Origin of the sequence: Streptomyces yangpuensis, assembly GCF_024666385.1 — a bacterium.
GTDB lineage: Bacteria > Actinomycetota > Actinomycetes > Streptomycetales > Streptomycetaceae > Streptomyces > Streptomyces yangpuensis.
In genome coordinates, this window is record NZ_CP102514.1 from 6,522,589 (window position 1) to 6,533,889 (window position 11,301).

The 11,301-nt window shown below is 73.2% G+C and carries 14 protein-coding genes; 7 read left to right on the top strand and 7 right to left on the bottom strand.

Annotation, left to right across the window (positions count from 1 at the left end):
• The first annotated feature begins 110 nt into the window (after positions 1–110).
• A complete protein-coding gene (locus NRK68_RS29575; RefSeq protein WP_257857245.1) occupies positions 111–530 on the top strand; it encodes a TOBE domain-containing protein in 420 nt (139 codons plus the stop codon).
• A 92-nt stretch (positions 531–622) separates the two neighbouring features.
• Here NRK68_RS29575 and NRK68_RS29580 read toward each other — a convergent pair whose 3' ends face one another.
• The 3 genes from NRK68_RS29580 to NRK68_RS29590 all read right to left on the bottom strand — a co-directional run bounded on the left by NRK68_RS29580 (position 623) and on the right by NRK68_RS29590 (position 2,032).
• On the bottom strand, positions 623–952 hold the full coding sequence (locus NRK68_RS29580) for a VOC family protein (protein ID WP_183064071.1): 330 nt from the start codon (positions 950–952) through the stop codon (positions 623–625).
• 53 nt (positions 953–1,005) lie between these two features.
• Positions 1,006–1,464, bottom strand: a complete 459-nt coding sequence (locus tag NRK68_RS29585) for a GNAT family N-acetyltransferase (RefSeq protein WP_183064072.1) — start codon at positions 1,462–1,464, stop codon at positions 1,006–1,008.
• 151 nt (positions 1,465–1,615) lie between these two features.
• Positions 1,616–2,032, bottom strand: a complete 417-nt coding sequence (locus tag NRK68_RS29590; protein ID WP_183064073.1) for a VOC family protein — start codon at positions 2,030–2,032, stop codon at positions 1,616–1,618.
• A gap of 195 nt (positions 2,033–2,227) precedes the next feature.
• Between NRK68_RS29590 and NRK68_RS29595 the strand changes: the two genes are divergently transcribed.
• The 3 genes from NRK68_RS29595 to NRK68_RS29605 all read left to right on the top strand — a co-directional run bounded on the left by NRK68_RS29595 (position 2,228) and on the right by NRK68_RS29605 (position 4,137).
• Positions 2,228–2,887: a DUF4232 domain-containing protein gene (locus NRK68_RS29595; RefSeq protein WP_257857246.1), complete on the top strand. Its 660-nt coding sequence runs from the start codon at positions 2,228–2,230 to the stop codon at positions 2,885–2,887.
• A 112-nt stretch (positions 2,888–2,999) separates the two neighbouring features.
• A complete protein-coding gene (locus NRK68_RS29600; protein WP_183064076.1) occupies positions 3,000–3,275 on the top strand; it encodes an early set domain-containing protein in 276 nt (91 codons plus the stop codon).
• A 220-nt stretch (positions 3,276–3,495) separates the two neighbouring features.
• Positions 3,496–4,137, top strand: coding sequence for a DUF5133 domain-containing protein (locus tag NRK68_RS29605; RefSeq protein WP_257857247.1), 642 nt, complete (start codon positions 3,496–3,498; stop codon positions 4,135–4,137).
• On the opposite strand, the gene NRK68_RS29610 is transcribed toward NRK68_RS29605, so the two are convergent.
• The gene (locus NRK68_RS29610) at positions 4,020–5,129 is read right to left on the bottom strand and encodes a nucleoside hydrolase (protein ID WP_257857248.1); all 1,110 of its coding nucleotides are present in this window, start codon (positions 5,127–5,129) and stop codon (positions 4,020–4,022) included. The genes NRK68_RS29605 and NRK68_RS29610 overlap by 118 nt on opposite strands.
• A gap of 182 nt (positions 5,130–5,311) precedes the next feature.
• On the opposite strand from NRK68_RS29610, the gene NRK68_RS29615 reads away from it, so the two are divergent.
• The 3 genes from NRK68_RS29615 to NRK68_RS29625 all read left to right on the top strand — a co-directional run bounded on the left by NRK68_RS29615 (position 5,312) and on the right by NRK68_RS29625 (position 8,214).
• Positions 5,312–6,091, top strand: coding sequence for a VOC family protein (locus tag NRK68_RS29615; protein ID WP_183064079.1), 780 nt, complete (start codon positions 5,312–5,314; stop codon positions 6,089–6,091).
• 312 nt (positions 6,092–6,403) lie between these two features.
• Positions 6,404–7,402, top strand: coding sequence for an ATP-binding cassette domain-containing protein (locus NRK68_RS29620; protein WP_257857955.1), 999 nt, complete (start codon positions 6,404–6,406; stop codon positions 7,400–7,402).
• Complete coding sequence (locus NRK68_RS29625; protein WP_257857249.1) at positions 7,399–8,214, top strand: ABC transporter permease; 816 nt, start codon at positions 7,399–7,401, stop codon at positions 8,212–8,214. The genes NRK68_RS29620 and NRK68_RS29625 overlap by 4 nt, the downstream gene beginning before the upstream one ends.
• Before the next feature lie 59 nt (positions 8,215–8,273).
• Here NRK68_RS29625 and NRK68_RS29630 read toward each other — a convergent pair whose 3' ends face one another.
• From NRK68_RS29630 to NRK68_RS29640, 3 genes are all read right to left on the bottom strand, one after another.
• On the bottom strand, positions 8,274–9,071 hold the full coding sequence (locus NRK68_RS29630; protein WP_257857250.1) for a VOC family protein: 798 nt from the start codon (positions 9,069–9,071) through the stop codon (positions 8,274–8,276).
• Positions 9,072–9,093: 22 nt separating this feature from the next.
• Positions 9,094–9,843: a hypothetical protein gene (locus tag NRK68_RS29635; protein WP_183064082.1), complete on the bottom strand. Its 750-nt coding sequence runs from the start codon at positions 9,841–9,843 to the stop codon at positions 9,094–9,096.
• 193 nt (positions 9,844–10,036) lie between these two features.
• Entirely contained in the window at positions 10,037–11,182 is a 1,146-nt protein-coding gene (locus NRK68_RS29640; RefSeq protein WP_257857251.1) for an ABC transporter substrate-binding protein, read from the bottom strand.
• Between the last annotated feature and the right edge of the window lie 119 nt (positions 11,183–11,301).

Sequence of the window (11,301 nt, forward strand, 5' to 3'; positions counted from 1 at the left end):
GATGAGAGGGGTCCGGAGCGAACCCGGACGAACGACCCTACTGTCGATCACGCCCGGGTCCGTCCGGACCGAGCACCGTGTTCACCGTTCACACAAGAGGTCGAAGCTTCATGAGTCTCAGCATCCGCAACCAGCTCGCGGGCACCGTCGGTGCCGTCACCGTCGGCGAGGCCATGGCGGCGGTCAAGGTCCGTCTGGACGGGGGCCAGGACATCACCGCGGCCATCACCGCCGACGCCGTCAAGGACCTCGGCATCGCCGCCGGTTCCGCGGTCACGGCGCTGGTCAAGGCCACCGAGGTGGCCCTCGCCACCGGTACGGTCGAGAACATCTCCATCCGCAACCAGCTCGCCGGGACGGTCGTCGACGTGGCCGCCGGCCCGGCCATGGCCGCGGTCCGCGTGGACGTGAACGGCGGCGGTCTGACCGCGGCCGTCACCGCCGACGCCGTCGAGGCGCTGGGCCTGGCCGCCGGCTCGCCCGTCGTGGCGCTGATCAAGTCGACCGAGATCTCCCTCGCCACCGCCTGATCCGCTCTCAGCCGGCCGGCGCGGCCGGCGCGCCGAACCATACGTGGGTGACCGCGCTGACGTGCCGTCGCCGCCGCTGACCGCGAGGCGCGTCATCCCGCGGGCAGCGAATCGCCGCACGGCTCCGGGACGGTCAGGACGCCCGTGCGGCCGTCCGGGTCGGTCAGGGTGTGCCGGCCGGGCGGCCGTCCTCCCGCGCCGTGCGGCGGCGCCGTCAGGCCGAGGCGCAGGTAGCCGGTCTCCGGGCGGCGCGTCGCCGGGTACAGCTCCAGGACCCCGCCGTCGGCGAAGGTCGCGGCGTAGTGGTCGGGTCCGTCGCCGTGCTGCTCCGGTACGAGGTCGAGGCCGAGACCGGCGTAGAAGTCGCGGCACGCCTCCAGCCGTGTCGTGTGGATCACGAGCAGACCGATGGACGTGGGCATCCGTTCCCTTCCGCCGACGCGGCCTGTCCCGACCGCACTTGTCGCCGCCATTCTCACCCGCGGCCGGGAGCCATGTCGTAGGTGACCCACATCGTGCGGGTGGCCACCTGGTCGTACTTCGCCCTCGCGCGGTGGTTGTCGTCCGCCGTGATCCAGCGGACCACGCTCCAGCCCCGTTCCGCCGCGAGCCCGCGCAGCGCGCCGAGCAGCAGGTCGGCCGCGCCCGAGCCGCGGTGCTCCGGTGCCACGAACAGGTCGTCGAGGAAGCAGCCGACCGTCGCGGAGAGCGGCCGGGCGAAGGGGCGGTAGTGAGCCAGGCCGAGCAGCCGGCCCGCGGTGTCCTCGGCCACCAGGGCGCTCACCTCGTGGGCGGGATCGGTGACCCACGACCACACCGTGGCCGCCGCCTCCTCGGTCTGTTCCACCCGGTAGAAGTCGGCGTAGCCGCGGTAAAGGGCGCGCCACTGCGCGAAGTCCCCGGACCGAACGGCGCGCACGGTGATGTCGGACATGGGGCTGGACTCCTGTGATCGAAGGGGTGCGGAGAATCGATCATGCGGGACTCCGGCCGCCGGCGCGGGTGCCGCGGTGTCGAAACGGGGACGGCCACGGCGCCACCGTGGACGGTGGCGCCGTGGCCCTCCACGGTCGCCGGCGTCCCGGTCAGCCCTCCGAGGTGTTGATGTTGACGAGCCAGGTGATGCCGAAGCGGTCCGTGCACATACCGAAGACATCGCCCCACATCTGCTTCTCCAGCGGTACCGAGACCGTCCCGCTGCCGGAGAGCCGGTCCCAGTAGCCGCGCAGCTCGGCGGCATCCTCCCCGCTGACGCTCACCGAGATGTTGGTGCCGGGATTGTGCTGCGTCCCCGGAGGGTTGTCGGCCCCCATGAGCGTGAAGCCGCTCGTGGTCTCCAGCATGCCGTGCATGATCCGGTCCGTGGCGTCGCCGGCCTCCTCCCCGCCGAAGTCGCCGTACGTGTTCAGCGACAGGGTGCCGCCGAAGACCTCCTGGTAGAACTCCATGGCCTGCCGGGCGTCCCCGTCGAAGCTGATGTACGGGTTGAGGCGAGAAGGCATTGTACGTTCCCTTTCTGATGCTCTGTCTGGAATGGCAGGGTAGGTGAGGCGGGCGCGGCGCGCCGGGAACCGTGGTGGACTCGGCAACGGACCGTCACCAAGCTGTGAAGCTTCGGCGGGATCCTGGTCCCAGGCCACCGGCACCGGCCCGGTCGCCCGGCCCCGCGCGTGTCGCGCCTCACTTGGGGGAACACCATGAGCACCGTCAGCAGAACCGCCCTCGCCCTCGCCGCCCTGTCCGCACTCGCCCTGACCGCCTGCGGGCCCACCGGGGACGACGCGGCGGGCGGAACCGGCACGCCGTCCGCGAGCGCGGGCGCGACCGCGGGTCCCTCCCCGTCCGGCTCCGCCGCCCCGGCGAAGTCCGCGACACCGACGGCGAAGCCGGCCAAGCCGACGAAGCCCGCTCCCGGCGCGGGCGCGCCGACCGACCCCGACTTCGACGTCTTCCCGTGCAGTACCTTCGACGTGACCTTCACCGCGAGCCTGGCGGAGCCCACGACCAGCAGCTACCTCCTGAAGATCACCAACAAGGGGACGAAGGCGTGCCGGGTGCTCGGGCACCCCGTCGTGACCTTCGGCGCTCTCGACGGCCAGGCCACCGAGCGGGGCACCGCCCCCGGCATCGAGGACGCGATCAGGCTCGAACCGGGCAAGTCGGCCTACGCCGGGCTCATGGGCGGCGCCGTCGACGGCACCGGCAAGACCGTCGACTCGATCGCGATGACCATGAACACCGAGTCCGACCTGGCGCAGACGCCGCTCAAGGCGTCGACCCCCGGACTGCACGTCTCCTCCACCAAGAACTCCGTGACCCCCTGGATGGACAACGCCGAGGACGCCCTGAGCTTGTAGCCCCGACGGGTGACCGTGGCCGTGCTGCGGCGGGTCGTGGACGGAAGCCGCGGGGGACCGTCAGGAGACTTCCGGGGCAAGTGGGCCGCCCACGACGCAGAAGGAGCACTTCATGCTGGAAAGACAGCGTCGCAAGAACACCACCGCCGTCACCTTCGTGCTGCCGGGCGGAGACCCGCCCGGCCCTGTCAGTGTGGTGGGCACCTTCAACGGCTGGCAGCCGGGCACCCACGTACTCGAACCCCGGCCCGACGGCATGCGGGCCGTCACGGTCGCGCTGCCCGCGAAGGCCACGCACGCCTTCCGCTACCTCGCGGCCGGGGACTACTGGTTCAACGACGCCGGCGCCGACGGACAGGACGGACCCAACAGCCGTCTGAACACCTGACGTCCGCCCGCCGAGCCGCACGCTCCGCACCGGCCCGCCCGCCGCTGCGGAGCGTTCGCGCGCCGCGGCCCCGCGGAGCCCGTACGAGGTCAACGCGCCGCGCGGCCGGAGTCCCCCCATCGGGGGATCCGCTCCCCGGCGCCCGCGTGTGCGCGCCGGCCGCCCGTCCGCAGGTGCTATACAGCGGCATTCACCTGGACCGGACCCGAGGAGCGGACGGATGATTCAGAGCCCGGCGGCCGGCAGCCGCACCGAAGGCGACGTCACCGCGACCGACGGGGACACGGACCCGGACGGTGCCGCGGGCGGAGCCGCCCTCGCCACCGCGACCGGCATGGTGATGGCCCTGGTGCCCTGCACCGCGGAGAGCGCCCGGCGCGTCCTCGGCGACGCGGCCCGGGCGGCGGGCGTCACGCTCCGGTACATGGCGCGCACGGTCGTCGCCACGCGCGCCTGCCCCGCCGAGGCGGACCCGGACTGCGAACGGGCGCTGCGCACCGCGATCGGGCACGCCCGCATTCCGCAGTTCCCGTCGCAGCCCGCAGCGGGAACGGTCCTGCCCGCCCCGGAGGTGCTGCGCCGCCACCTGGAGCACCTGCGGGCCGTACGCCGCCGTACGCTGGCCGCGCCCGACGACCCGGCGCTGCGCGCCGTGCTGGAGGACGCCGCGTACACGCTGTGCGTCCTGATGGGGCAGCGCCACGCCCACGGCGCGCTGCTCGCCGCCGAGGAGCGGGTGGCCGCTCACCGGCTTCCCCCGTCCCCGCCGCCCGGGGCACCGTCCCCGGCCCCGCCCGGGGTACCGTCCCCGTCCGTGCCCCTTTCCGCGTTCCCGGCGTGGGTGCCCGGCGGCCCGGCCTGAGCCGTGCCCCCGCCGCCCAGGGTCGCGACGGCCGCCACCAGCCGGTCCCAGAACGGTCCGGCCCGCAGCCCGACGGCGACGCGGGCGTTCGCCGGCCGCCCCAGGGTGCCGTGCAGGTCCACCACGGTCGCCCCGCGGGTGTGCCGGCCGTGGAGTTCCACGGCCACGTACGCGTCCACACAGGTGACCAGCCCGGGGTCGATGACCCGGGCGACCGCGACCGGATCGTGGACCGGGGGAGCGGGGAACCCCCACAGCTGCCGGTAGGTGCCCGCGAAGAAGCCCAGCAGCTCGGCGCAGATCCGCCCGAGACCGGTGTCCAGGGCTTCGAAGCGGGCGACGACCTCGGGCGTCGCGAGGGCCTGGTGGGTGACGTTCAGCCCGCACATGGTCACCGGTACGCCGCTGCGGAAGACGATGTCCGCGGCCTCCGGATCGGTGTGGATGTTGAACTCGGCGGCCGGGGTCCGGTTCCCCCGGTCCGTGGAGCCGCCCATCAGCACGATCTCCCTGATCCGGCCCGTCAGCTCGGGGTACCGGGTCAGCAGCAGCGCGATGTTCGTCAGGGGCGCCGTCGGCACCAGGGTCACCGGCTCCGGGTGCCCGGACAGGACCCGCCGCAGCAGCTCCACCGCGTGCTCGGGCTCGGCCGCCAGGGAGGGCTCGGGGAAGCGGGGGCCGTCCAGCCCCGACACCCCGTGCACGTCCTCGGCGACCCGCAACGGCTCCACGAGCGGTCCCGCGCAGCCGGCGGCGACCGGTACCCCGGTGATGCCGGCGACCGTGCACACCCGCAGGGCGTTCAGGGTGGTCTTCTCCAGGGTCTGGTTGCCCGCCACCGTCGTGACGGCCAGCAGATCGACCCCCGGGTCGCCGGCGGCCAGGAGGATCGCGAGGGCATCGTCGTGCCCCGGATCGCAGTCGATGACGATCGGAACGGGGGCGGGAACGGGGGCGGGGTCGGGATCGGGGGCGGGGTCGGGAACGTTCAAGGCAGGACACCTCTCCTCGGTTCGCGGCCGCAGCCGCGACGCGGGCCACCGGGTCCAGTGTGCGTGTGCGCGCCGGAAGACGGGGATGGCCCGTTTCATCCGTTTGTGTGAGGAGTGGGCCGGGTGGGCATCCGCCTTGCGGCGGGTCCGGATGCCGGTGCGGCGATCGGAGGAGCGGTGCGATGACCACGAACAGCCGTGACGTGTTCGGTGTGCCCTGCTGGGTCAACCTCACGGCGCCCGGCCTCGCGGAGGCGGAGGAGTTCTACGCCGGGGTGCTGGGCTGGACGTTCCGAGCCACCCGGCTCGGCGAGAACTTCCGCATCGCCCTGCTGGACGGCCGGCCCGTCGCCTCGGTCGGCGCGCTCGCCCCGCACCTCACCGTGCCGACCGCCTGGACGCCGTACTTCGCGGTCGACGACGCCGAGGTGACCGCCGCCCGCGTCCGTGAACGCGGCGCGACGATGGCGGTGGGGCCGCTCGCCTTCGCCACCGGGAGGGCCGCCCTGGCCGCCGACCCGTCCGGGGCGGTCTTCGGCTTCTGGGAGGGCGAGGTGGTCCAGGAGTGGCACGCCGGGCAGGACGACGGCGCGGCCTGGGTCGAGCTCCGCACCCGCGACGCGTTCGCCGCCGCGGTGTTCTACGGCGAGGTCCTCGACTGGGCCTGCGAGCGGCCCGGCTGCTGCGACGTGGCCTACGAGCACGACCACGTGGTGGTGCGCAGGGGCGGCCGGACCGTCGCGCGGATCGACGCCGGAGCCGTGGAGAACGCCCCCGACCCGCAGGTCCGGCCCCGCTGGCACGTCCATTTCGCCGTGGCCGACCTCGACGGCACGGTCGACCGGGCGGCCCGGCACGGGGGCGGGGCGGTGACCCCCGTACGGTCCTCCCCGACGGACCGCCGGGTCACCCTGCGCGACCGGAGCGGGGCCCTGTTCACCGTCAGCGAGGCAACCGGCTGAACCGGACCCAGGGGCCGAGGAACCCCGACCTGCCCCCGGGCAGGGTCAACGGGCCGGGCCAACGGGCCGGGGCCGGCTCCCGAACGCCCTGCCGGACCAGGCCGACCGGTCCGACGGTGACCGCCGCCCGGACGGCCAGGCCCGCTGCCAGGTCGGTGAGTTCGCGGCCGCTCGTGCGGGTCGGCCGCCTCGGGCGCCTCGGAGGACGCCGTCCGGCGCCGTCCGGGCGGGCCGCCCGGACGGACAGTGTCAGTGGTGTGCGTCACAGTTGAGGGAAGTGTCGGTACGTACCTTCCGTCCGGGGTGATCTCCATGCAGTACGCGATCCGGGCCGACGGCCTGGCGAAGCGGTTCAAGCAGACCCGCGCACTGGCCGGAGTGGACCTCCGGGTGCCCGTCGGCAGCGTCCTCGGCCTGCTCGGGCCCAACGGCGCGGGCAAGACCACCGCCGTCCGCATCTTCGCCACCCTCCTCCGGCCGGACGAGGGCCGCGCGGAGGTCGCCGGGTACGACGTCGTCCGGCAGGCCGGCCGGGTGCGTTCGATGATCGGGCTCACCGGCCAGTACGCCGCCGTCGACGAGAACCTGACCGGCACCGAGAACCTGCTGATGATCGGGCGGCTGCTCGGTATGCCGCGCGGCGCGGCCCGGGCCCGGGCCGTCGAGCTGCTCGACCGCTTCCGGCTGGAGGAGGCGGCGGGGCGGGCCGCCAAGACGTACTCGGGCGGCATGCGACGGCGCCTCGACCTCGCGGCGAGCCTGGTGGGGCGGCCGCAGATCCTCTTCCTGGACGAGCCGACCACCGGACTCGACCCGCACAGCCGCGGTGAGGTGTGGGACATGCTGCGCGTTCTCGTCGCCGAGGGCGTCACGGTGCTGCTGACCACGCAGTATCTGGACGAGGCGGACCGGCTGGCCGACAACATCGTCGTGATCGACCAGGGCAGGGTCATCGCCGACGGCACCCCCGACGGGCTGAAGGCACAGGTCGGCGGCCAGGTGCTGCAGCTGCGGCCGGCCCGGGCCACGGATCTCGCCACGGCGCACGCCCTGCTCACCGAGGCCGCGGGCCCCCTGGCCAAGATCGAGGGGGACGAGATCACCGTGCCCGTCAAGGACCCGGAGCTCATGCCGAGCGTGGTCCGCCGGCTGGACCAGGCCGGCATCGCGGTGGCCGAGCTGACCCTGCGGCGCTCCTCCCTCGACGAGGTGTTCATGGTCCTGACCGGCCACCGGGCGCAGCCGCAGACCACGGCGGACGACGACGAAGGCGACGACGAGCAGTACGCGACCGCGGGGAGCCTGTCATGACCACCGCCTCCACACCCGTGACCGGCGCCCTCGGCGGCAGCGGCCGCGTACAGCCCCTGGCGGCCCTGCGGCAGACCACGACGCTCGCCTGGCGCAGCCTGGTCTCCGTCAAGCACAATCCGCTGGAGCTCGTCGACTACAGCATCTCGCCGATCATGTTCGTCTTCCTGTTCACCTTCGTCTTCGGCGGCCAGATGGCCGGATCCCCGGAGGCGTACCTCCAGTACGCACTCGCCGGGATCATCGTCCAGAACACGCTCTTCATGAGCATGTACACGGCCATGGCGTTGAACACCGACCTCACCAAGGGAGTCTTCGACCGCCTCCGCAGCCTGCCCATCGCCCGCTCGGCGCCGCTCCTCGGGCGCATCACGGCCGACCTGGCCAAACAGCTCTGGGCGATGCTCCTGATGCTCGCCCTGGGCACGGTGCTGGGCTTCGACATCACCGGCGGTGTCGCCGGCTTCCTCGGCGGGCTGCTGCTGCTCCTGATCTTCGCCGCGGCCATGTCCTGGACGGCCGTACTGATCGGGATGCTGGCCGGGGACGCGGAGAAGGTGCAGGTCTTCGCCTTCACGCTGATCTTCCCGATCACTTTCACGAGCAGCGCGTTCGTGATGGTCGACACGATGCCCGGCTGGCTCCAGGCCTGGGTGAACGTCAACCCGGTCACCCAGCTGTCGGACGCCTTCCGCGGGCTGCTGCTCGGCACCCCCGCCGGCGAGCCGGTCATGTGGTCCCTGATCTGGGCGGCGGGCATCGCCCTCGTCTTCGCACCCCTGGCGATGCGGGCCTACCGCCACCGGGTCTGACCGGCATCCCCGGCATCCCCGGCCGGCCCGCCGGTCGGCCGGTCCGCCGGTCCGCCGGGTCAGTCCGACGACGGGGCCAGCACCACGAAGTCCGCGCCCGCCGGGTCGAGGCAGACGGCCAGCCGTCCGACGCCCTCGGCGTCCTCCGGCCCCATCTGCAGGCTGCCGCCGTTCCCGGTGACCGCGGCGACCGCCTCGTCGCAGTCGGTGACGGCGAAGACGGGATGCCAGTACGGCCGCCCGCCCGCCAGGGCCAGGTGCTCGGCGGGCAGCTCCATCACGCCGCCGTGCATGCGCTCCGCGGGCTGCCCGGCGGGCGTCACCAGGGCGTACGTGCCCCCGCCGCCCGGCAGCTCCATGTCGCTGTACCACCACCCGAAGACCCCGCCGTAGAAGTCCTTGGCCGCCGCCGCGTCGGTCGTGTACAGCTCCGTCCACGACAGCGAACCAGGCTGGTCCACCAGCTCCACGCCCTTGCTCGTGCCGGGCTGCCAGACGGCGAACTGGCCGCCCAGCGGGTCGCTGTACTGGGCCATCCGTCCCCACTCGTCGAGGTCCCGCGGCGCCACCCGCACCGTGCCCCCGGCGCGCTCGACGGCCTCGGTGACGGCGTCCGCGTCGGGGACGCTGTAGTAGATCATCCAGGCCGGGCGGGCGCCCTCCTCGGTGAGCTTGCCGAGCCCGGCGACGATCTTCCCGTCCTTCCGGAACATCCCGCCCTCCATGTCCTCCCCCTCGCCCATGGACTCGTACTCCCAGCCGAGCACGGCGCCGTAGAACGCCGCCGCGGCGGGCACGTCGGGAACGCCGAGGTCGATCCAGCAGGGCGCGCCCGCGGCGAAATCAGTGGTGATCATGAGGTTCCCTTCGCGGGGCGCGTCAGCGGAGCTGGGACAGGTCGACGGAGTCGGCGGGCGCGGGGGGCTGGGGGCGGACGGGCTCGTCGAAGGCGGAGAAGGTGGCCTCCACGCGCTCCCCGGACGCCTTGGCTCCCTGGATGCGCAGGAGGTACGGCTCGTCCTGCGTCGACACCAGGTAGGTGCCCGTGTCGCCGCCGCGCTTGCCGGTCACCGTGATGGCCGGACGGCCGTCGACGGTGGTGCGGGCCCCCTTCTGCAGCTGCTCGTTCGCCGGCTTCGAGGAGAACTCCCGCTTGAAGTAGTCGAGATCGCAGAACTGGGCGAAGTCGCGCAGCATGATGTTGTCCGTGGTGCCGTGCAGGTAGCGGCCGTTGATGAGCGCGATCGCGTCCTCGGCCGCGGGGCCCGGCACCTGGGCGCGGAGCAGTTCGTCGTCGAGCTTCATCCACACGTCGGTGCCGCGTTTGATGACGTCGGCCTTGCCGGAGCCGCCGGGAGGCGTGACGGTGCCGACGCAGTTGCCCGCCTCGTCGAACCGGATGTCCAGGCCGGTGGTGCCCGCCTTCTCGGTCACCTTGGCCACCATGCGCATGGACGTGACCTCGGACATCGCCTTGCGGGAGGCATCGGCGACGGCCTGCGCGCTCTTGTCGGCCATGCCGTTGTCGTCGGCCAGGGCGGCGCCGGTGCCGGCGCTCGCGAACACGATCAGACAGACGGTTCCCGCAGCCGCGCGGCGGGCCGCGGCTGCTGCCCGGGGTGCGGACATCGGGCGTCACCTCCCTCGGGCCGCCGCCGGACGGCGGCAGGTGGCACCCTGCCCTCCGGCGCAGCCGGTCACCGGTTCAGCGTAGGTCCGCGCCGCGGCCGCCGCAGCCCGGGCGGCCACGGCGGGCATCCGGCCGGGCCACCACCGGTCCTGACCGGACGCTCCGTACGATCCGTACGATCCGGCCCGCTCCTCAGGGCGAGACGGCCTTCTCCCAGGTACGGTCGACGGTCCTCGCCGCCTTCTCCTGCTGCGCCTCCGTCGGGAACGTGGGCGTGCCCTCGACCGTCGGCAGTTTCTCCGCCGCCCTCTTGTCGAGGGTGCCGTTCTCCTCCATCGCCTCCATGAGGACGGGGCGCGCGTAGGCCGCGAGCCGGAGGTTCTGGCCCTCCGGGCTGAAGAGGTACTCCTGCCACAGCCGCGCCGCGGCCGGGTGCGGGGCGTTCTTGTTGATCCCCTGCGCGTAGTACTGGGCGAAACTCCCGTCGAAGGGGATCGCGGTCCGCCAGTCCACATCCGCGCCCTTCGTGCGGAACTCCTCGGCGTACCCGAGGTTGAGGAAGTCCCAGTCGATGCTGATCGGGGTCTGCCCCTTCTCGATCGTGGCCGGTGTCGATTCGACGGCGATGAAGTTGCCGCTCTCGCTGAGGCCGGCGAAGAAGTCGATGCCGGGCCGGATGTCGTCGAAGGAGCCCCCGTTCGCCAGGGCCGCCGCGTACACCCCGGCGAAGGCGGAGCCCGACTTCGTCGGGTTGCCGTTGAGGGAGACCTGGCCCTTGTACTCGGGCCTGCGCAGATCGGCGAAGGTCGACGGGCAGGTCGTGACGCGGCGTGCGTCGCAGCCGATCGAGACGTAGCCGCCGTAGTTGTTGTACCAGCGGGCCCGCGGGTCCTTCTGGTCCTCGGGGATGTCGTCGTACGGGACGACCTCGTACGGGGCGAGCAGGTTCTGCCGGGCCGCGGACGGTGCGAAGGTGCCGCCCACGTCGATCACGTCGGGGGCGCTGCCGTCGCGCCGGTGCTCCTTGAGGGCGTTGACCTCGTCCTGGCTGGTGCCGTCCGGGTTCTCCACCGTGACCTCGATCCCGTACTTCTTCTCGAAGCCGTCGATCAGCGCGCCGTAGCCCGCCCAGTCCCTCGGGAGCGCGATGGTATTGAGCGCCCCCTCCTTCCTGGCGGCCTCGGTCAGCGCCGCCATACCGCCCGCGTCCGCGGCCGACGTGGCCACCGCGGGCGGCCTGGGTGCGGCGGGGGGCCTGTCTCCGCAGGCGCCGAGGAGCCCCGCGGCGAGGGCGAGGCAGGCGGCGACGGCGGCTGTCCGGAGACGAGGTGCGGGCACAAAGGCTCCATAACGGGCGGCACGTACTGATCCGATGCCAGCGTACGTGCGGCAGCCGCGACAACGCAGTCCCAGCGGTGCGCGCCCACCACCTGTCCTCCGGCCGAGCTACCGGCGCG